This is a genomic window from Rhizobium sp. BK176, assembly GCF_024808055.1.
Genome location: NZ_JANUBV010000011.1, coordinates 52254 through 73117, shown reverse-complemented (window position 1 = coordinate 73117; position 20864 = coordinate 52254). Strand labels below are relative to the sequence as shown.

The 20864-nt window shown below is 60.2% G+C and carries 20 protein-coding genes and 1 pseudogene; 9 read left to right on the top strand and 12 right to left on the bottom strand.

Translation table 11 applies throughout. The features are described 5' to 3' along the window. Positions 1-4: 4 nt before the first annotated feature. The 8 genes from map to FHT76_RS26740 form a co-directional block, all read right to left on the bottom strand. Positions 5-763, bottom strand: coding sequence for a type I methionyl aminopeptidase (gene map / locus FHT76_RS26775; protein WP_183861276.1), 759 nt, complete (start codon positions 761-763; stop codon positions 5-7). A gap of 106 nt (positions 764-869) precedes the next feature. After that, positions 870-1931 (bottom strand): LLM class flavin-dependent oxidoreductase, encoded by a 1062-nt coding sequence (locus FHT76_RS26770; protein WP_183861278.1) that lies wholly within the window; start codon positions 1929-1931, stop codon positions 870-872. Between the two features lie 151 nt (positions 1932-2082). Beyond that, positions 2083-2499: a DoxX family protein gene (locus FHT76_RS26765; RefSeq protein ID WP_183861280.1), complete on the bottom strand. Its 417-nt coding sequence runs from the start codon at positions 2497-2499 to the stop codon at positions 2083-2085. Between the two features lie 29 nt (positions 2500-2528). After that, positions 2529-2996 carry an SRPBCC family protein gene (locus FHT76_RS26760; protein WP_037132577.1) on the bottom strand — a complete coding sequence of 156 codons (468 nt, stop codon included), beginning with the start codon at positions 2994-2996 and terminating at the stop codon, positions 2529-2531. Positions 2997-3097: 101 nt separating this feature from the next. After that, positions 3098-4357 (bottom strand): RNA polymerase sigma factor, encoded by a 1260-nt coding sequence (locus FHT76_RS26755; RefSeq protein WP_183754064.1) that lies wholly within the window; start codon positions 4355-4357, stop codon positions 3098-3100. Further along, positions 4354-4728, bottom strand: coding sequence for a YciI family protein (locus tag FHT76_RS26750; protein WP_016554785.1), 375 nt, complete (start codon positions 4726-4728; stop codon positions 4354-4356). Before FHT76_RS26750 ends, FHT76_RS26755 begins: the two co-directional genes overlap by 4 nt. 199 nt (positions 4729-4927) lie before the next feature. Further along, complete coding sequence (locus tag FHT76_RS26745; RefSeq protein WP_183861282.1) at positions 4928-5857, bottom strand: MYG1 family protein; 930 nt, start codon at positions 5855-5857, stop codon at positions 4928-4930. A gap of 247 nt (positions 5858-6104) precedes the next feature. Next, positions 6105-6875, bottom strand: a complete 771-nt coding sequence (locus tag FHT76_RS26740) for an SDR family NAD(P)-dependent oxidoreductase (RefSeq protein ID WP_183861284.1) — start codon at positions 6873-6875, stop codon at positions 6105-6107. A gap of 218 nt (positions 6876-7093) precedes the next feature. On the opposite strand from FHT76_RS26740, the gene FHT76_RS26735 reads away from it, so the two are divergent. Both FHT76_RS26735 and FHT76_RS26730 read left to right on the top strand, forming a co-directional pair. After that, positions 7094-8056, top strand: coding sequence for a hypothetical protein (locus FHT76_RS26735; protein ID WP_259129445.1), 963 nt, complete (start codon positions 7094-7096; stop codon positions 8054-8056). 129 nt (positions 8057-8185) lie between these two features. Next, entirely contained in the window at positions 8186-9208 is a 1023-nt protein-coding gene (locus tag FHT76_RS26730; protein ID WP_183861288.1) for an acyltransferase family protein, read from the top strand. A 66-nt stretch (positions 9209-9274) separates the two neighbouring features. Here the strand turns inward: FHT76_RS26730 and FHT76_RS41460 are convergent. Beyond that, a pseudogene (locus FHT76_RS41460) lies at positions 9275-9415 on the bottom strand (OsmC family peroxiredoxin); the annotation flags it as partial. 38 nt (positions 9416-9453) lie between these two features. On the opposite strand from FHT76_RS41460, the gene FHT76_RS26725 reads away from it, so the two are divergent. Beyond that, the gene (locus FHT76_RS26725) at positions 9454-10536 is read left to right on the top strand and encodes a hypothetical protein (RefSeq protein WP_259129443.1); all 1083 of its coding nucleotides are present in this window, start codon (positions 9454-9456) and stop codon (positions 10534-10536) included. Positions 10537-10572: 36 nt separating this feature from the next. Here FHT76_RS26725 and glpK read toward each other — a convergent pair whose 3' ends face one another. After that, entirely contained in the window at positions 10573-12066 is a 1494-nt protein-coding gene (glpK, locus tag FHT76_RS26720) for a glycerol kinase GlpK (protein WP_183861290.1), read from the bottom strand. Positions 12067-12244: 178 nt separating this feature from the next. Between glpK and FHT76_RS26715 the strand changes: the two genes are divergently transcribed. From FHT76_RS26715 to xdhB, 3 genes are read left to right on the top strand one after another with little or no spacing between them, the layout of a single operon-like run. Beyond that, on the top strand, positions 12245-13021 hold the full coding sequence (locus FHT76_RS26715; protein ID WP_183861292.1) for a 3-hydroxybutyrate dehydrogenase: 777 nt from the start codon (positions 12245-12247) through the stop codon (positions 13019-13021). Positions 13022-13055: 34 nt separating this feature from the next. Then, on the top strand, positions 13056-14522 hold the full coding sequence (gene xdhA, locus FHT76_RS26710; protein ID WP_183861294.1) for a xanthine dehydrogenase small subunit: 1467 nt from the start codon (positions 13056-13058) through the stop codon (positions 14520-14522). After that, positions 14522-16861 (top strand): xanthine dehydrogenase molybdopterin binding subunit, encoded by a 2340-nt coding sequence (gene xdhB / locus FHT76_RS26705; protein WP_183861434.1) that lies wholly within the window; start codon positions 14522-14524, stop codon positions 16859-16861. Before xdhA ends, xdhB begins: the two co-directional genes overlap by 1 nt. Positions 16862-16902: 41 nt before the next feature. Here xdhB and FHT76_RS26700 read toward each other — a convergent pair whose 3' ends face one another. Further along, on the bottom strand, positions 16903-17106 hold the full coding sequence (locus FHT76_RS26700) for a hypothetical protein (protein ID WP_183861296.1): 204 nt from the start codon (positions 17104-17106) through the stop codon (positions 16903-16905). A 101-nt stretch (positions 17107-17207) separates the two neighbouring features. Here FHT76_RS26700 and FHT76_RS26695 point away from each other — a divergent pair, with 101 nt between their 5' ends. After that, positions 17208-18113, top strand: coding sequence for a LysR substrate-binding domain-containing protein (locus FHT76_RS26695; protein WP_183861298.1), 906 nt, complete (start codon positions 17208-17210; stop codon positions 18111-18113). Here the strand turns inward: FHT76_RS26695 and FHT76_RS26690 are convergent. Continuing rightward, the gene (locus FHT76_RS26690; RefSeq protein ID WP_016554797.1) at positions 18110-18442 is read right to left on the bottom strand and encodes a hypothetical protein; all 333 of its coding nucleotides are present in this window, start codon (positions 18440-18442) and stop codon (positions 18110-18112) included. The two genes, FHT76_RS26695 and FHT76_RS26690, sit on opposite strands and share 4 nt — an antisense overlap. A gap of 748 nt (positions 18443-19190) precedes the next feature. Between FHT76_RS26690 and FHT76_RS26685 the strand changes: the two genes are divergently transcribed. Beyond that, positions 19191-20429, top strand: coding sequence for a urate hydroxylase PuuD (locus FHT76_RS26685; RefSeq protein WP_259129438.1), 1239 nt, complete (start codon positions 19191-19193; stop codon positions 20427-20429). Continuing rightward, positions 20426-20857: a COG3650 family protein gene (locus tag FHT76_RS26680; protein WP_259129436.1), complete on the top strand. Its 432-nt coding sequence runs from the start codon at positions 20426-20428 to the stop codon at positions 20855-20857. Before FHT76_RS26685 ends, FHT76_RS26680 begins: the two co-directional genes overlap by 4 nt. Positions 20858-20864: the final 7 nt, after the last annotated feature.

The following is a 20864-nucleotide window of genomic DNA, read 5'->3' as shown; positions in this document are numbered from 1 at the left end:
AGCCTCAGGCGCCGCCCTCCGGCAGCGTCAGGATCAGTGGACCATTTCGCGTGGCGACGACCGTGTGCTCGTATTGCACGGTCGGAGCCTCCGGGTCAGCGTAGAGTGTCCAGGCGTCGTCGCCTCCCTCCGCCCATGTCGCGCCAAGCGAGAGGAACGGCTCGACCGTGAAGACAAGGCCTTCCGTAATCATCCGCTTCTCGGACGGATCCGGCCAGGTCGAGAGCTCAGCCGGCTCTTCGTGCAGCGAACGGCCGATCCCGTGGCTCGCCAGATTGGCGACGAGCGTATAGCGATTTTTCAGCGCAAAGGCGCCGACCGCCTGGCCGATCTTGGCGAGCGGTTCGCCCGGTTTCACCTGATTGAGGCCAACCCACAGCGCCCTCTTGCCGTCACGGCAGAGCTTTTCGATCTTCGACTTGTGTGGTAGCAGGCTGAACGACGCGCCGGTGTCGGAAAAGAACCCGTCCTTCTCGGCAGATACGTCGATGTTGACCAAGTCTCCCGGTCGAATAACGCGCGGACCCGGAATGCCGTGGGCGATTTCCTCGTTGACGCTGATGCAGGTTGCACCGGGAAACTGGTAGCAAAGTTCGGGCGCCGAACGCGCGCCGGCGTCCTCAAGCATCTTGCGGCCGATCTGATCAAGCTCCAGCGTCGTAATGCCCGGTTCGAGCGAAGTGCTCATCACCTGCAAGGCATTGGCGCAGATCCGGCCGATTTCCTTCAGCTTGAGGAGTTCGTCTTCGCTTTCGATGATCATGAATGACTATCCGGCCTTCTGCGGCCGGTCGACCGGCACTCGATCAGGATGAGAGCACGACGACGCTCGGATTCCAACTCATCCTTTACGGCATCATGCTCCAATTTCAGGCCGTGGCTTTCGCCTCTTCGTCGCTTTCAGTCAATGCCTTTCTGACGATCGGCGCGACTTTCGTGCCGTACAGTTCGATGCCGCGCATGATCTGATCGTGAGGCATCAGGCCGATCGCCATCTGCAGCAGAAAGCGGTCGTTCTTGAACAGCCGATGATGCGCGATGATCTTCTCGGCCACCAGTCCCGGCTCGCCCACGAAGAGCGCGCCGTTCGGCCCGCGCGACATGTCGAAGTGCGCCCGGTTCGTTGGCCCCCACCCGCGCTCGCGGCCGATCCGGTTCATGACCTCGGCCTGCGGACCATAGAACTGATCGGCGGCGGCATCCGTTGTGTCCGCGATGAAGCCGTGAACATTGATGCTGGTCTTGAGCTTCGATGCCTCCTGCCCTGCCCGTCGAGCGGCCTCGCGGTAGAGATCGAACAACGGCGCGAAACGGCGTGGCTCGCCTCCGATGATCGCCAACGCTACCGGCAAGCCCATGGCGCCGGCGCGAGCAACCGATTGCGGCGTGCCGCCGACCGCGACCCACAAAGGCAGCGGGTCCTGCAGCGGGCGAGGATAGACACCACGCCCATTGATCGGCGCACGCAGTTCGCCTGACCAAGTGACGGTTTCCTGATCGCGGAGCGCCATCAGCAAGTCGAGCTTTTCCTCGAACAGCTGATCGTAATCCTCCAGATTGTAGCCAAAGAGCGGGAACGACTCGATGAATGAACCCCGTCCCGCCATGATTTCGGCACGGCCGTTGGACAGAAGATCGAGCGTTGCGAACTGCTGGAATACGCGAACCGGATCGTCCGAGCTCAACACGGTCACGGCGCTGGTCAGCCGAATGCGCTTGGTTTTCACGGCAGCGGCAGCCAAAGCGACTGCGGGCGCCGAAGCCGCATAGTCCGGCCGGTGATGCTCGCCCAAGCCGAAGACATCGAGCCCGACCTGATCGGCGAGCTCGATTTCCTCGAGCAGATGCTTCAGTCGTTCTGCGCCTTCCTCACCCTTGCTTCGGCTCGGAGTCGGGTTCACGTCGGCAAAGGTGTAGAGGCCTAGTTCCATGGCTCGCATCCCGTTGAATCTACAGATGGAGATAAGGATGGAGCGGCCTCAGCGCAAATACAAATTCTGGAACCGATCGTTCGAGAATATCGATAAGCAGCATCGCCGCAACTTGGCATCGCGGCGAACTTCTATCCTGAAATCAATGACTTCAGAGCTTGAACGGAATCATTTTTCGAACGGCCTCGCACCTGAGATAGAGGCCACCCCAGGCAATCAGCCCGAGATAGACGCCGAACAGCAGGTGCGAGAAGATCGGGCTCCCAACACGCAGATGTGTGGCGATTGCGCCGCCGAGCAAACCGGTGAGCAGGATCGCGCCTAGCACCGACGTTCGTGGAATGGCGTAAAGCAGCGCGCATAGAAGCGTCACGATCCCGAGGCCGCGGGCAAGCATCGGATCTCCCGAATAGCCAAGCGCAGTCATCGTCTCCGTGACCGGCGCGATCGGCACCAGCTTGATCGCGCCGTCGAAAACCAGGAAGGCAACGATCAGGCCGCTCATGACTGTGCCGGTGACGGTCTGCCAGCGCGGAAGCCGGGCCGTTGAATCAACAATTGCAGACATACCTCGATCCCCCTGTTTCGATTCCGATTTCAGATTCTCGGGAGCAGCTCAGCAAGCTGATCGGCGCATTTGCCCCAGCCCTCATGGAAGCCCATCTGCTCGTGCTGCTCCTTGTCGGCCGCCGTCCAGTGTCTCGCCTTGGCGGTGTATTTCGTCCGCCCGTTGCCCAGGTCCTCCAGCAGGATGATGCCGACGAAGAACGGCTTTTCGGACGGCACCCAGGAACTGGTAAAGGCGTCGGTAAAGACGATTTTCTCGTTTTCGACGATTTCGAGATAGACGCCGCGGTTGGGGAACTCCTGGCCCTCGGGGCTGCGCATGACGATGAGGTTCGAGCCGCCCGGCCGTGCATCGATCTGCACGTCAGCAATGCTCCAGGGACGTGGCACAAACCATTCCTTCATCAGAACAGGATCGGTCCAGGCTTTGAAAATTTTCTCGCGCGGGGCATCGAATTCACGCACGAGAACCAGTTCGTGTTGAGCTTCCTCGGTCATTTCAGCATTCTCCTGTTGAACGAAACCTGTTTTCGATCAGGTTGTTACAAGGACGTGGGAGGTTTTCCAGTTCCGACAACTAGACAGGATCTTTTTGAAGATTATTTCGCGATCGGCTGAGCGGCGGAATGAACGAGGCTGTCTATCTGCTGGCGGATGTGGGCGGCCTCGGCTGCCGAGTGAGCCAGCGCGATGGCGCGATCAAATGCCTCGTGCGCCTCACGGGCGCGCCCGAGTTGCTTCAGCAGGCCGCCACGCAAACCGTGATAGTAGAAATAGCCATCGAGCTTTTCACCAAGCGTTTCGACAAGGGCCAACGCCTCCTCTGGCCCTTTGAGCTTGGAGACAGCAACGGCGCGGTTGAGCGTAATCACGGGCGACGGCTGAACACGCTCAAGCGCCCGGTAAAGCAGCTCGATTTCCTCCCAATCCGTATCTTCGGCGCGCTTGGCGCGCGAATGCAGCGCGGCAATGGCCGCTTGCAGCTGGTAAGGCCCGGGCTGGCGATGACGGATCGCCTTGTCGAGCAACGCCAGCGCTTCGTTAATGAGCTCGCGGTTCCATAGCGAACGATCCTGATCCTCGAGCAACACGATGTCGTTCTCACCGTTGAAGCGGGCCTGGCGCCGTGAGATCTGCAGCAGCATCAGCGCCAACAGACCCATCAGCTCCGGCTCGCTGGGGAAAATGCGCAGCAGAAGCCGTGCAAGCCGGATCGCCTCGTCGCTGAAGGCGCAGGCCTCGTGCTTCGGATCGGCTTGACTATAGCCCTCGTTGAAGATGAGGTAGATCATCGTGCTGACGATCGAGAGTCGCTCGGCGCGCTCTTGCGCATCCGGCGTCTCGAAGGGCACACCGGCCTTGGCAACGCGCGCCTTGGCCCGCGTGATCCGTTGCTCCATGGCGCTTTCGCCAACGAGGAAGGCACGGGCGATCTGCTGCACGGTAAGTCCGGAGACGATGCGGAGCGCCAGTGCGATCTGTTGCGTGGCCGGCAGATCCGGATGGCAGCAGATGAACAGCAGTCGCAGGATATCGTCACGATAGTTGGAATCATCAAGCCGTTCGGCGATATCGCTTTCAGCGTCACTGGTGTCCGAAATCAGTTCCTCATCCGGAAGCGCCTGCGTCTTCGAGCGTTTGCGCACCGCGTCGATACCGCTGTTGCGGCCGACGAAGATCAGCCATGCCGTCGGATCGCGCGGCGGCCCCTTGTCCGGCCAGGTGCGGATGGCGCGCAGGCAGGCCTCCTGAAAGGCCTCCTCCGCGATATCGAGGTCGCGGAAGTATCTGAGCAGCGCGCCAAGCGCCTTCGGCCGGGCCGAAGCAAGCGTCACGTCGATCCAGGCAATGTCTGTCATGTCGAAGAATCTCCCGGCCGGAACACGTAGAACGGCCGAATTTCGTAAGAGGTCGAACCCGGATTGACCGAGGAAAGCTCCTTGGAGAAGGCAACGGCCTCCTCGAGAGTGTCGAAATCAACCACGTAAAAGCCGAGGAGCGCTTCCTTCGTTTCCGCGAAGGGACCGTCGAGAACGAGCGGTTCCTCTTTGCCCTTGCGCACGGTGGTCGCCGCCGTCGTCGGCATCAGCCGACCAACCGGACCAAGCTTGCCGCGTTCGGCAAGGGGTGCCTGGACGGCGTAGAGCTTCGCCATCACGGCGTCCTCTTCCTCCTTAGTCCAGGAGAACACGGTTTCTTCATTGGCATAACAAAGGATTGCATAAAGCATCTCTTACTCCTCTTCCCGAATGACGAAGGAGTAGCGCGACATCCGACAGGACGCAGCAAAAAAATACAGCTTGGAGAAGGAGATGGCTAAACGTGCGGCGACTGAAGGAGGCCAGCGCAGCACAAGAGAAACAACCGGCCACGCGCTGCGCGGCCGTTGTGGCAGACATCTGTCAGAGCGAGCCCTTTTCAGGCCTGTCTCAGCTAGCGGCTCCGACGGCAACGGCCTCTTGCACGGCCAACTCGGCCATCGCCAATGCGGCCTCGCGAGTCCGGGCAGCCGCCACGAAGCGGCCGTTGTGACAGAAGGTTGCGCCCTCGACGCCGCAGACAGCTTCGAGGTCGTGATTGGTCAGGCCGGCCCAGGCGGACGGCAGATCCGCGCGAAGCTCGAACCCCTCGTCCCCACGACGAATCCCGGTAACGCACCAGTCCTTTTCTCGCGGGTGAACGACAAGCAGAAGATGATCGGCGCCCGCCTTGACGATCGCAGGGCGGAAAGGCATTCCCATCGGAAGCTCGAGAACGCGCCCCCGCCCCGCGCGCTCGATGGCCTCAAGGACAAGTGTCTCCGCCCGCAATTTGGCAGCGCTTTGGGCGATCCTTGCCTCGACGAAACTGCGGGCAATCGCGACGGCGTCCTGAAATCTCCGATCATCGGCATTCGGATCAGTGTCGTCGAACACCGGCTTCAAAGTTTCTAGCAAAGCCGGCAGCGTCAGCCCGGCCAACGGCCCCGACGGGCTGAGGGCGCCGTTGTCCGTCAGGTCGATCGGCAGCACGAAGGCGAGATCGAACGAGGCATGCAATGCCTCGACGTGAGCTTCGGGAATGTCCGTGGCAACAAGGTAGTCGCGACCGTAATGCTTCCAAATCAGGCCGAACGAGCTATAGGGCTGCCCATCGTCGCGCAAAGGTGCGCCACGCTGATGGTGGTCGAAGATGCCCTGCGAGGCATCATACGCGCCGCCGACGTCATAGATGATCCGATCGGGGGCCGGTTTGATCCACTCCGGGGCTCTGCTCCGGATCACACGGGCCTGCGGGAAGAGCCGGGTCAGGATGACGCTCGACAGCACTTCATCGGCATGGAAGCCACCGGAATGAGTGACGAGGAAATCTGGAGTCATGCCAGGATGCACCTTGTTGTTTGCGAAAGCCGCTTGCGGTCGGCAGCACATACCTCTTGCTGATGGCTATCTCAACCCGTCACCGGTCCGGTTCTTGCTTTGATCCGGCGAGCAGCCAGCCTCTAGGTGCCTTAGTTGCTGGGGATTGCCCCAAGGTTCAGGTTCCTGTCCTTGTCAAAGGCTACTCGCTATTGGGATGGCGACCTGCGTCGGCTGTTGGGGCATGGTCAGCGGGAGCGCCTCGATCTCAGGCGACGGACCATCCACCATCCACCAGCAGGTTCGCTCCGGTGATCAGGCTTGCCGCCGGTGATGCAAGGAAGACGACGGCGCCCACCACATCATCGGTTTCACCGATCCGGCCGAGCGGAATGTGATCGAGCGTCGCCTTGCGATTGTCGGTGTCGGACAAGAACGGTGCTGTACCATCCGTGTGTATGAACGTCGGCGACACGGTGTTTACGGTGACGTTATAGCGTGCCCATTCGGCTGCAAGGCAGCGCGTCAGGTGATTAATGGCCGCCTTGCTCATGCAATAGATAGCCTCGCCGCGCAGCGCCACGGTACCCGCCTGTGAGCTGATATTGATGATGCGCCCCCCATTGCGCTCGATCATGTGACGACCAACGGCCTGCGTCATCAGAAAGGTGCCCTTGATGTTGACGTCAAGTATCTCGTCAAGGTCTTTCTCTTCAACGAGTTCCGCGAGATTGCCCGGAGCCACGCCGACGTTGTTGACGAGGACGTCGATCCGGCCGAACGTAGCAAGTGCTGCGTCGACGGCTTCTGCGATATGGGCCTTGTTGGGAATCTCCAGTCTAACGGGGAGAACCTTTCGTCCCACACTTTCCAGTTCGGCAACAAGGGCCGCCGAGGCTGCGACATCCCGCACCCCCAAAACAATATCGGAGCCTGCTGCAGCACATGCAGCGGCACAAGCTCGACCGATGCCGCGGCTTGCTCCCGTCACCAAAGTCACCTTACCAGCAAGGCTGAAGTCCGGCGCATTCTTCTGCATGGCGATACCTCCCTCGATGAACCTCATTTATGGCAGTGTCGGCGCGCGGATTCCAGACGTTCCGCTCATGCTGGCATGGGCCAATAAGCGATCCAGCTGTGGACATGAGCCTCCCGCCAAGTATCGCCACGCCTGCGCCATCAAGCCGCCCATTTTGCTCGGGATTGCTGAACCTCTCACGGCCATCCAGCGACCCCCAGAGAAATGTCGAGACTAGAATGAAGACCCCCCTCAGCCTGCTTGCCGCCTGCGCCCTTCTGTTTTGCATGCACAGCACGACAAGTGCGGCATCTGCGCCGGAAAATTTCATCTACACCAGCTCTGGCGATCTTGAAGGGGCGAGCATATTCATCAGCCGGCCGGACATCGGCGGCGTGCAGATCGTCTACAACTGGCGCCAGCTCGAGACGGCGAAGGGGCAATATGATTTTTCTGCCATCGAGGCCGATCTTGCCATCATCAAGCGTCTGAACAAGAAGCTCTTCATCCAAATCCAGGATCGCTTCTTCGAACCGAAAGCGAGAAACGTCCCTGACTACCTGATGGTCGACAAGGCGTATGGCGGCGGCATAACCGCGCAGTTCGACAATCCCGGCGAAAGCAAGCCCGTTGGATCCGGCTGGGTGGCACAGCAATGGAACCCCGCTGTGCGCGAACGCTATCAGGCGCTGCTGGCCGCCCTTGCCGCAAGGTTCGACGGCGAGATCTACGGCGTCAATCTGCCGGAGACGGCGATCGATCTCGATCCGAAACACGAGCCGGATGGCTACAGCTGCGACGCCTACTTCCAGGCCGAGATGGAAAATCTCGCCTTCGCCCGTAAGGCCTTCAACAAGAGCAAAGTCGTCCAGTACGTCAATTTCTGGCCCTGCGAATGGGAAAACGACCACAACTATATGGGACGGCTTTTCGAGTTCGCGGCAAGGAATGACGTCGGTCTCGGCGGTCCGGATATCGTTCCTTACCGCAAAGGCCAGATGAAGAACTCTTATCCGTTCTTCAACAAATACAAGGCCAAGCTAGCCTTCGTCGGCCTCGCTGTGCAGGAACCGACTTTGACCTACAAGAATCCGAAGACGAAGAAGCCGTTCACCAAAGAGGAGTTCACCGCCTTCGCCGACGATTATCTCGGTGCCGACGTGATCTTCTGGAGTACCGCCACGCCGTGGCTGCGTCGCTGATGCGGGCGAAAGGCGGCGGCACTTAAAACCGTACAATGCACGCTCGCAGTGCAATTTTTTCCCCACCCCTCGTTTTTGACGCATTTGATCTATCTATCTCGCTGCATTGCACAAATCGGAGAGCGGCCATTGCAGCAGAAAACCCGCATCGATTGGCTGGATATCGCCAAGGGTATGTCCATCATTCTCGTGGTGATCTACCATACCCTCCTCTATCACGACTTCCACAACATCGCGCCCGACCTTTATGCCCGCCTGAGCAGCATCATGACGCCCATCCGGATGCCGTTGTTTTTTACGGTCTCCGGCTTTCTGGCAGCCTCCGCCATGCGCGCGCCATGGGGCGATTTCCTGCGTCGGAAGATCTGGCTGCTCGTCTATCTCTTCGCGATCTGGAGTACCGCCCGCTGGCTGTTCTTCCGTTACATCCAGACCAATGTCCTGGTGCCGACGGAAGGAAGCGATCCCTATCAATTGCTTGAAATGTGGTGGGCACCGAACACCGGCATATGGTTCATCTGGGCGCTCGCTATCTTCATGATCGCGACGAAGCTTCTCTCCTCTGCCCACCGCCCGACCGCAATGGTTCTCGCGGCGTCGCTATCGATCCTGACCTTCGGCGAGCACCTGCCGATCGATCTCTTCACCCATCGCAACGTGCTGCAGTATTTCGTCTTCTTTCTCTTCGGCTGCTGGTACGGAAGATCCGTGGTCGACGCGATCACGGAGCGGCCACTGCTGACCGCCTGCGCGGGTTTACTCATCTTCACCGCGCTCTACGGGCTGCGCTGGCGCCTGCAGGCCATTGAGAAAGGCAGTTGGGCGTTGGCCTCCTCCATCGCCGGCCTGGCATGGCTGTGCGGAACGGCTGTGCTGATGTCGCGCCTGCAGCCAGTGCGCCACGCCTTCGCCTACTTCGGGCGCAACACGCTTCCCGTCTACGTGACACATGTCATGATCGTCTCGCTTGTAGTCGCGATGGTCGCCACCATCGTTGGAAGCAATGCTACAAGTGGCTACATCACCGCGCCGCTGGTGGTCGTCTTTGCGATTGGTCTCTCGCTTGCGATCCGGGCAATCGCCGATCGCAGCGGCGCCGCCTGGCTCTATACGCCACCCACGCGGCGGCAGCGGCAGGCGGTTCCCGCTTGATCGTAGCTAGGCAGCACGTTCGATCGAAACCGCCACGCCGCGGCGCAGGGAATTGGTCACCAGGGAGATCTCCTTTGCCAAAAGCTGCGCACCGTTGAAGCCGAGTCCCTGCCCGCCGGCTTTCCCCTCAGGACGATCGACGACAATGGTATGCGACCCGACCCATCCTAGCGCCGCCAGCGTGCCCTCGACATTCCGTAACTCCAGAGCGCGCCGCAGTTTAGGGCGACGTGGCGGGAAACTCGGTGCATATTGTGCGCATCGACCCGACGGGAGACAAGGACATGGCGCCCTCACCGTATTTGAATGACCCCAAGGTCTACATCGATACCGACACCTTTATCGATCTCGTCAGCGAAAGGACACGGTGCCTAATCTGCTGTGAACCTCTCAACGGCAAAGTGGCCAATCGGGAACACGTCCTGCCCAAATGGATCCTGCGGAAGTACGACCTTTATGACAAGGAAATCACTCTCCCGCATGATTACAAGGCCAGGCAGTACGGCGGCCATACGATGCCCTGCTGCAAGGATTGCAATTCGTTGCTTGGAAAGAAGCTCGAGCAGCCGGTGCGGCAACTGACACAAGGGGGCTATGCGAAGCTCCAGCGGCTTCTCGACGAGAACGGCCAGCGCCTGCTGTTTACCTGGCTTTCCTGGGTCTTCCTGAAGTTCTTGATCAAGGACGGCGCCATCCCAATCAACCCGGATCAGCGGGTAAAGGCCGTCATGCAGGACAAGGATACCGACTGGACGACGCTCCATCACATCCATTGCCTCGCCCGCTCTCCCTACACCGGCGCGCACCTTTCGCCGGAGGTCCTCGGCTCCGTCGTCATCCTGGCGATTGACGACGACCGCTATCGCGAGGACTTCGATCTGATAACCGTTCACGAGACGCAGACAATCATGGTTCGCCTGGGCGATCTCGCCATCATCGCCAACTTGAGCGACAGCGGCCGGTCGATGGATATCGTGCATCGCTTCGTCCTGCCCGCAAGGCAGGAGAGGTTCACCGTCCTGCAGGCTCTGGAAATCTGCGCCGACATGGCGGTAACGACCACGCGGATTCAGAGCAAGCCGGTCTACTTCACGCGTATCGACCGGGCCACGGGCCACCCTTCAATCCACGCAGACCTACCTGTCTACGAGGCGAACCCCGTCGATCCGGACACGCGCGCCGCAATATTCGAGCTCGTCTACAGAGAGCATTTGCCTCACCTGAAAATAGCGGGCAGCGACATGTCGGCTCTGCAGGCCATCAGGGAAAACCGTCTGACATTTCTGGAACATCGCATCAGCCGGGCGACCGGAGAAATACGGGAATAGACGCCCACCGACCTGCTCAGGAAACGATCGCGCTCGTCACACATCGGCGATCGTGCGCTTGACGGCACTACGCCAGCCCTTGAGCTTTGCTGCGCGCGTCTTCTCGTCCATAGCCGGCTCGAAGCGGCGGTTGCGTTGCCAACTCTTGGCAAAGCCTCCGCGATCCGGCCAGACGCCTGCCTTGCTGCCGGCAAGCCAGGCGGCGCCGAGCGCCGTGGTTTCGAGGATAACGGGCCGGTCGACCGGCGCGTCGAGAATGTCGGCGAGCCGTTGCATCGTCCAGTCGGACGCGACCATGCCGCCATCGACGCGAAGAACGGTGTTGTCCACACCGCCCTTCCAATCCTTGTGCATGGCATCGAGCAGGTCGCGCGACTGGTAGCAAACCGCTTCGAGCGCGGCACGTGCGAACTCCTTCGGGCCGCTGTTGCGCGTTAGACCGAACATCGCGCCGCGGGCGTTTGCATCCCAATGCGGTGCACCGAGACCGGTGAACGCGGGAACCAGATAGACGTCCTGCGTCGGATCCGCGGCGTCGGCGAGCTCGCCAGTGCGCGAGGCCGTATCGATGATGCCAAGCCCGTCACGAAGCCACTGCACGGCCGCGCCCGCAATAAAGATCGACCCTTCGAGCGCGTAGGTCGTCTCGCCGTTCAGCCGGTAGGCGATCGTCGTCAGCAACCGGTTCTTCGAGCGAACAATGTCGCTGCCAGTGTTGAGCAGCGCAAAGCAACCGGTTCCGTAGGTCGACTTCATCATGCCGGGTTCGAAGCATGCCTGCCCGATGGTCGCGGCGTGCTGGTCGCCGGCGACACCAAGGATCGGGATCTCCGCTCCAAGTATCCGCTTCTCGGTTGTACCGAAGTCGTCTGCACAGTCCTTCACCTCGGGTAGCATCGCCGCCGGAACCCGCAGGATATCAAGGAGATCCTTGTCCCAGCTGTTGTCGGCAATGTTGTACATCAGTGTGCGGGAGGCGTTCGTCGCATCGGTCGTGAACACCTTGCCGCCCGTCAGCCGCCAGATCAGAAAGGTATCGACCGTGCCGAAGCACAATTCTCCCTTGGCGGCGCGTGCCCGCGCACCCTTGACGTTGGCGAGCAGCCACGAAAGCTTGGTGCCGGAGAAATATGGATCAAGGAGAAGGCCGGTCTTCCTGGTGAAGGTCCTTTCGAGATCTTGCCTCTTCAGCTTGTCGCAATAGCTAGCCGTGCGGCGATCCTGCCAGACGATCGCGTTGTGGATCGGCTTACCGCTCTCACGCTCCCAGACGACGACAGTCTCACGCTGGTTTGTAATCCCGAGCGCCGCGATGTCCTTTGCCTCGATCCTGGCTTCGCGGATCGCCATCTTGATCGTCGAGACGACAGAATCCCAGATTTCCTCCGGATCGTGCTCCACCCAGCCGGACTGAGGATAGATCTGGCGGAACTCCTTCTGGCCCGCACCGGCGATCTGCATCTCGCCGTCGAAGACGATCGCCCGGGTCGATGTCGTCCCCTGATCGATTGCCAGAACATATCCGCTCATGCTTGTCCCCCCGCTGATCGTGATTGTCGGGAGAAATCAATAGGACAGGAGGGCGGGCGAGGAAAGAACCCCGCCTCTCTTCGACACAAGAGATTTGGCATCAGCGCAATTGCCAGCAACGATGCTTTGCGCATAACCTCATCTCTATTGCGTCGCAAAATGGCTTGAGGAGAAGAGAATGGCCAGAACAGTCGTCGTCACCGGATCCACCAGCGGCATCGGCCTTGCGATCGCGACAGCCTTCGCTGGCAAGGGCGACAATATCGTCATCAACGGCTTCGGAAAGCCTGAGGAAATCAAGGCGATAATCGAGAAACTTGAATCGACCTCGGAGGCGAAGGTTATCCACCATCCGGCAGACATGACGAAGCCGGTTGAAATCGCGGATCTGATCGAAACAGGCGCCAAGACCTTCGGCAGCGTCGATGTGCTGGTTAACAATGCCGGGATTCAGCATGTCGAGAAGATCGAGGATTTCCCGATCGAAAAGTGGGACCAGATTATTGCGATCAACCTATCGAGTTCGTTTCATACAATGCGGGCCGCTATTCCGCTGATGAAGACAAAAAAGCAGGGCCGCATCATCAACATCGCCTCTGCGCATGGCCTGGTCGCGTCGCCATTCAAATCCGCCTATGTCGCGGCAAAGCATGGTATATTGGGCCTGACGAAGACGGCGGCGCTGGAGCTTGCCGAGTTTGGCGTGACCGTGAACGCAATCTGCCCGGGCTACGTGCTGACGCCTCTCGTCGAGAAGCAGATACCGGATACGGCGAAGGCACGCGGCATCACCGAGGAGCAGGTCAAGACTGACGTGATCCTCAAGGCCCAGCCGACGCATGAATTCGTCAAGGCGGAAGAGATTGGCGCGCTGGCTCTCTATCTCGCAAGCGACGAAGCCCGGCAGGTAACCGGCACCCACATCTCGATTGACGGTGGCTGGACCGCGGCATAACCATTCAAAATAAAGATAAAAACCAGGGAACGACATGAACGACAGCATCCGCTTCATCCTGAATGGCGAGGACGTCTCGCTCAGCGCTGTCCGACCGACCGAGACTCTTCTTGACTATCTTCGGTTGAAGCGCCGGCTGATGGGCACGAAAGAAGGATGCGCGGAAGGCGATTGTGGCGCCTGCACCGTCCTCGTCGGTCGGCTGATCGACGGCAAGCTGCACTACGAGTCCGTCAATGCCTGCATCCGCTTCATGGGATCGCTGAACGCCACCCATGTCGTCACGGTCGAGCATCTGGCCGCCAAGGATGGCACGCTTCATCCGGTACAGCAGGCAATGGTCGATTGCCACGGTTCGCAGTGCGGGTTCTGCACGCCAGGCTTCATCATGTCGATGTATGGTCTCTGGCTTTCCAACGACAAGCCGAGCCGGGCCGACATCGAAAAGGCACTGCAAGGCAATCTCTGTCGTTGCACCGGTTACGAGCCGATCGTGAAAGCCGCCGAGCAGGTGAGCCACACCCGCCCGAGCGCGCTCTTCGACCCGCTCGAGAAGACCCGCTCCGAGATCATTTCGCGCCTCTGGGCGATGCGGACCAGCCAGACCATTTCGATCACCACGGCAGAGGGCCGGCTGGTCGTCCCGGCCTCGCTGGACGCGCTGGCGCGCGTTCTGGCCGAGGAACCAAACGCCACCATTGTTGCCGGCTCTACCGATGTCGGGCTCTGGGTGACCAAGCAGATGCGTGCCTTGGATCCGATTGTCTTCATCAACCATCTGACCGATCTGCAGTCGATCACCGCGGGCGATGGCGGTTTTACCATCGGCGCAGGCGTCACCTACAGCCGCGCCTTCGAGATCATTGCCAAGAAGGTGCCCACACTTGGCCGTCTCATCGACCGTATCGGTGGCGATCAGGTCCGCAACATGGGCACGATCGGCGGCAATATCGCGAACGGCTCGCCGATCGGCGATACGCCGCCACCCTTGATCGCCCTAGGCGCCACGGTGACGCTGCGCTCTGTTGCCGGTCCGCGGATGCTACGGCTCGAGGACTTCTTCATCGCTTACGGCAAGCAGGATCGGCGTCCCGGCGAATTCGTCGAGAGCATCTTCGTACCCTATCCCGCCGAGGACACGCGATTTGCCGTCTACAAGATCACCAAGCGCCGCGATGAGGACATCACCGCGGTTCTCGGCGCATTCTATCTGACGCTGGACGGCGAAGGCGACGTCAACGACATCCGGATTGCCTTTGGGGGCATGGCGGCAACGCCGAAGCGCGCGCGCCAGGTCGAGAACGCGCTGATGGGCAAACCTTGGAACGAACAGACGATCGAGGCGGTGCGGGCCGAGTTCGATGCCGACTTCCAGCCACTGACCGACTGGCGCGCAACGGCCGAATATCGCCAACTGACGGCGAAGAACCTGCTGATGCGCTTTTTCCTGGAAACATCAGGAACGCCGGCTGAACTCCACCGCTTCGAAGAGGTGGCATGATGGACAAGTCGACCTTCGGCGATCCAAAATTCATCATCAACGGCGCCATGCACGACGCACAGCGCCACGATTCCGCACACAAGCATGTCACCGGCTCTGCCGACTATATCGACGACCTGCCTGAGCCTGTCGACCTGCTGCACGGCGCCTTGGGCCTGTCAGACCGAGCCCACGCCGAGATCGTCAGCATGGACCTCTCCGAGGTCGAAGCCACACGAGGCGTCATCTGGGTGTTCACCGGCAAGGACGTCCCGGGCGTCAACGACGTCAGTTCAAACGGTAGCCACGATGAACCGTTGCTCGCGGAACAAAAGGTCGAATTCCACAACCAACCGATTTTCGCCGTCATTGCCGAGACGCGCGAGATTGCCCGGCGAGCCGCCCGCAAGGCGAAGATCGAATACCGCGAGCTGCCGCATTGGAGCGATATCGACGGCGCGCTTGCCAACGGCAGCCCGCTCGTCATCACCCCGATGACCCTGCAGCGCGGCGATGCGAAAACGGAAATGGAAAACGCGGCGCGGCGCCTGAAGGGCCAAATGCGGATCGGCGGCCAGGAGCATTTCTATCTCGAAAGCCATGTCGCCATGGCAATTCCCGGCGAGGACGACGAGGTTACGGTCTGGTCGTCAACCCAGCATCCGAGTGAGATCCAGCACATCGTCGGCCACGTCCTCGATATCCCATCGAATGCGGTGACGGTGAACGTTCGCCGCATGGGTGGCGGCTTCGGCGGCAAGGAAACGCAGGGCAACCAGTTTGCAGCCCTTGCTGCAATCGCCGCCAAGAAGCTGAAGCGTGCCATCAAGTTCCGGCCCGACCGCGACGAGGATATGGCTGCTACCGGCAAGCGCCACGATTTTCTCGTCGATTATGAACTGGGCTTCGACGACGATGGGCGGATCCACGCCGTCGATGCCACCTACGCCGCCCGCTGTGGCTTCTCCTCCGACCTCTCCGGGCCGGTGACCGACCGCGCGCTGTTTCATGCGGATTCCAGCTACTTCTACCCGCATGTTCACCTGGCATCCAAGCCGCTGAAAACTCACACCGTCTCGAACACCGCCTTCCGCGGTTTCGGTGGCCCGCAAGGCATGCTCGGTGCGGAACGCTTCATCGAAGAAATTGCCTACGTCGTCGGCAAGGATCCGCTCGAAATCCGCAAACTCAACTTCTACGGACAACCCGGTTCGGGTCGCACGCTCACCCCCTATCACCAGGAGGTCGAAGACAACATCATCGGCCGCATCGTCAATGAGTTGGAGGAAAGCGCCGACTATCAGGCGCGCCGCAACGCAATCATCGAGTTCAACCGCAACAGCCGCTTCATCCGCAAGGGCATCGCGCTGACGCCAGTGAAGTTCGGCATCTCCTTCACGCTGACGGCTTTCAACCAGGCAGGCGCTCTTGTTCATGTCTATCAGGATGGCTCGATCCACCTGAACCATGGCGGCACGGAGATGGGCCAAGGTCTCTACACGAAGGTGGCGCAGGTGCTGGCCGACAGCTTCCAGGTCGACATCGAGCGGGTGAAGATCACAGCCACGACCACAGGTAAGGTGCCGAATACCTCGGCAACGGCCGCGTCGTCCGGATCGGATCTGAACGGCATGGCGGCTTATGATGCCGCCCGCCAGATCAAGGAGCGGCTGGTCGCCTTTGCCGCCGAGAAATGGGCGGTGCCGCCAAAGGATGTCGTCTTCCTGCCGAACCGTGTACGAGTCGGCGACAAGGAATTCGCCTTTCCTGACTTCATCAAGCAGGCATATTTTGCCCGCGTTCAGCTTTCCGCTGCGGGCTTTTACAAGACGCCCAAGATCCATTGGGATCGCGCGGCCGGCCGAGGCACTCCGTTCTACTACTACTCCTACGGCGCCGCCTGCTCGGAAGTGTCGATCGATACGCTGACCGGCGAATACATGATTGAACGCACCGATATCCTGCACGATGTCGGGCGCTCGCTGAACCCGGCCATCGATATCGGCCAGGTCGAAGGTGCTTTCGTGCAGGGCATGGGCTGGCTGACGACCGAAGAGTTGTGGTGGGACGAAAAAGGCAGGCTGCGCACACATGCGCCCTCGACTTACAAGATTCCTCTCGCCTCCGATCGCCCGAAGAGCTTCAACGTCCGGCTGGCGGAATGGTCGGAAAATACGGAAGCCACCATCGGCCGCTCAAAGGCAGTCGGCGAACCACCGTTCATGCTGGCGATTTCGGTGCTGGAAGCACTCTCGATGGCTGTCGCCAGTGTTGCGAACTACAAGGTCTGCCCTCGGCTCGACGCGCCGGCAACACCGGAGCGCGTGCTGATGGCCGTCGAGCGTATGAAGCAGGCCTGAGAAAAAGCAGCACTCAAGTGCTGCCTTTTCTCCGTTGATGCCTACTGCCAGAACTCCCTGTCGAAACGCGGCTCCCGCCCGTCCAGGAAACCGAGGTCGCGCTTGACGCGATCAGGCATGCCTTCGAGGTCCAGCCGGTCCCATTCCGAAAACCGCCGCAGCAGTCTGCGGCCAAGGCCTGAGAGCCAATTGGAAGTCTCGGAAACCCTCGCATGGCTCTTGTGCTCGATAACGACGCAATCCATAACATCACCTCAACAATCTGATCCGTTGGGTTGCAGATTGCGCCAATAAATGCTGCAATTCCAATCGAACAATCGTTGGAACGCATAAAGAGAACTTATCCATGAAGCTGTCAAAGCAGTTTCCTTTGAACGCCCTGCGGGTCTTCGAGGCCGTGGCGCGGCTCGGCAGCTTTACGCGTGCGGGCGAAGAACTCGGCATGACGCAGACCGCCGTTAGCTACCAGGTAAAACTACTGGAGGAGAATGTCGGCGAGCCGCTGTTCCTGCGTCGTCCACGCCACATCAGCCTGACCGAGACCGGAGAACGGCTGGCCCCGCAGGTGACCGAAGCTTTCGAAATGCTGCAACTCGCCATGGCCGAGGCGCGTGGGGAAACAGAGGTAACCCTACAGATCACCTGCCTGGCGACGTTCGCGTCCCAATGGCTTGCGCGCAAGCTTGGCAATTTTCAGCTCGCCAATCCGAATATCGCCGTGCGGCTCAGCACCACGGATTCGCTGGTCGATTTCGGCCGCGAAGCAGTCGATGTCGGCATCCGCTCAGGCAGGGGAGAATGGCCGGGGCTGCGGGCGGACAAACTGATGGACGTCTATTTCACGCCTATGCTGAGCCCGGCACTGGCGGAAAGTATTGGCGGGATTCATGAGCCTGCCGACCTCTTGAAGCTTCGGATTTTCGATCCCACCGATCCTTGGTGGCACCAATGGCTCGAAGCTGCGGGCGTACCGATTCCCAGCTTCGAGAAGAGAAGCACGAGCTTTTATGGCGCCCAAGCCTATGAGGCCGCGGCCGCGGTGGCCGGCCAGGGCGTTGCGATCCTGACACCTGACTTCTATCCGGAGGAACTTGCGAGCGGGAAGCTGATCCGCCCATTCGAGCTTCAATGCACCGATGGCCGCGGCTACTGGCTGGCTTATCCGGAGAACCGCCGCAACGTCCCTAAGATCAAGGCATTCCGAAACTGGGTTCTTGCTGAAATGAACGTCGCCGGGACCGGCGGCAGCTAATAACCCATCTGAGGCGCGTAGAAGCAGCGTGGCGTGTCCTCGTTCGGGAACAGACAAAGGTGATAGTCACCATCACCGGAACGCATTGCCTTGCCCATGGGAAGAAGGAAGACATGTGCGTGTGTAACAAGCCTATGATCACCCGGTAGCAGCGTGACCCGATATCCGTGCGGCGTGATCGCGACGCTCTTGGGAGGAATCATCTGGCAGTCCCCGTTCTCGCTGTCGCCATTGCAACAAAAGGGCTCATAGCTCCAACCCGACGGCGCATCGTGCGCGTAGGCACATGATGCAAATGCAATCATCACACACACAAGAATGCTGCGCATTGGCATCATCTCCGTCGATGAATGCGCCGTCGGAATGGCGTGATTCTCACCTCATTCCGACGGCCTCAAAACTGAAATTGTAATCGAACCGTGACATTTCAAGCCACTTTCCATGCTGCAAAGCGGCGTCGACACACGCACTTTGAACCGCGCTTTACCATTCCGCGTGCTTGCGAACGGCGGCCCGCAAGCACGCTTCGTGATCGACCCGATCACGACCATCAGGAGAGCATCCGATGCAAAAGCGTCGACATCTTGGCTTGCCACATATTCTTTTTGACGCGCTCCTGCTCGGAGCGCGGGAACACCTGTTCCCGAAAAAGGCTTTTGGGGCGAAAGAGCCCTATCGGCTTGCCATCTCATCGGCCAATCCAAGGGCCTTGATATGGTTTGCATATTACAATGCCGATCAAGCTTGGCCCTTCGCCCCGATCCGGGAGTAGGACAGCGGCCCGATGCCTGCCTCAAGCCGCTGAAAGCGACGCGTGCCGAGTGCTGTTTGGGTCTCTAGGCGCAACCGAGCACGGCGAGAATGGCGGGAGCCCCCCTGAACGCCGAGCAGGCAGTCGGAGCTTCGAACGCTGCGAGCTTTGCGTGTGTACCCGGTCCGTACGGGGCATTTTCACAAGTTCGTTACTGCGAGGGATGCTGGCCCGCTTACTGTTGATGCTCAACCGACGCTTATCCCCTTTCCTCGGGACGCCACTTTCTGCAATGTGAAGAGTCGAGGGAAGTACAGGGGAACTCAATGTATGAATATGCCATCGCGTGGGAATGGCTGGCCTTTGCGGCCCGCTGGTTCCACGTCATTACCGCGATTGCCTGGATCGGCTCGTCCTTTTATTTTATTGCGCTCGACCTCGGGTTGGTGAAACGGCCGCACCTTCCGCCCGGAGCCTATGGCGAGGAGTGGCAGGTGCACGGTGGCGGCTTCTACCACATCCAGAAGTATCTCGTGGCCCCGGCGCAGATGCCGGAACACCTGACCTGGTTCAAGTACGAGAGCTATTTCACCTGGCTCTCCGGCTTCCTGATGCTCTGCATCGTCTACTATGGCGGTGCCGACCTCTTCCTCATCGACCGCCATGTGCTCGACATCAGCGCGCCTGTGGCGATCCTGATCTCGCTTGCCTCACTCGCCGTCGGCTGGATCGCCTACGACCTCTTGTGCAAATCGCCGCTCGGCAAGAACACTTGGGGCCTGATGGTGGTGCTCTACGCCGTGATCGTCTTCATGGGCTGGGGCTATACGCAACTTTTCACCGGCCGCGCCGCGTTCCTGCATCTCGGCGCTTTTACGGCAACGATCATGTCGGCCAACGTCTTCATGATCATCATCCCGAACCAGAAGATCGTGGTCGCTGACCTGATCGCCGGACGTACGCCCGATGCGAAATACGGTGCGATCGCCAAGCAGCGTTCGCTTCATAACAACTACCTGACGCTGCCTGTCATCTTCTTCATGCTGTCGAACCATTATCCGCTGGCTTTCGGCACCGCCTATAACTGGGTAATAGCAGCTCTTGTTTTCCTGATGGGCGTGACCATCCGCCACTGGTTCAACACGACGCATGCCCGCAAGGGCCGTCCGACCTGGACCTGGATCGTGACCGTCATCCTTTTCATCCTGATCATGTGGCTGTCGACGGTGCCGAAGGTGCTGACAGGCGAGAAAGACGCCCAGGCCGTCGCTCCCGCGTTCCAGCAATTCGCCGGCGACGCGCATTTCCCCGCAGTCAAGCAGCTTGTCGGCACGCGCTGCTCCATGTGCCATGCCGCCGAGCCTGTCTATGAGGGGCTGGCGCGACCGCCGAAGGATGTCGTTCTGGAAGCCGATGCCGAAATTGCCGCTCGTGCGCGCGAGATCTATATACAGGCAGGCCGCAGCCACGCCATGCCACCCGGCAACGTGACCGACATCACCCCGGACGAACGCAAGCTGTTGGTCGCCTGGTTTGAAAGCGCAATCGAAGGCAAGCAGGAATGATGTCAGCCGCCCTTCGCTTCATGCTCCTCGCCTCCACCCTGACCGCTTGCGGCCAGAGCGGCGCAGATGCGACTACGGCGAAGGGCAGTCCGGCAGCAGCCACAGGGAATTTTGACGGCGACCTCAACGCCCTCGGCACTGAGCCTTTCTGGGCGATCAAGATACGCGCCGACGGCATCACCATCAGCCGCCCGGGTGTGGAGGACATCAAGAGCGCCAACTCCGGCCCGGCGATCGAGAAGGATAGCGCCACCTGGACAATCGCCGGCGGACCTGCTCCCCTCAGGCTGACACTAACCAAGGGGGCTTGCTCGGACGGCATGTCTGACCGTCACTACCCACTCAACGCAGTTCTGGCATTCGGAGACAAGACCATGTACGGCTGCGCCGCCACACCGGCGGCTATCGCCGCCCAGCCGGCGCCCTGATGCATTC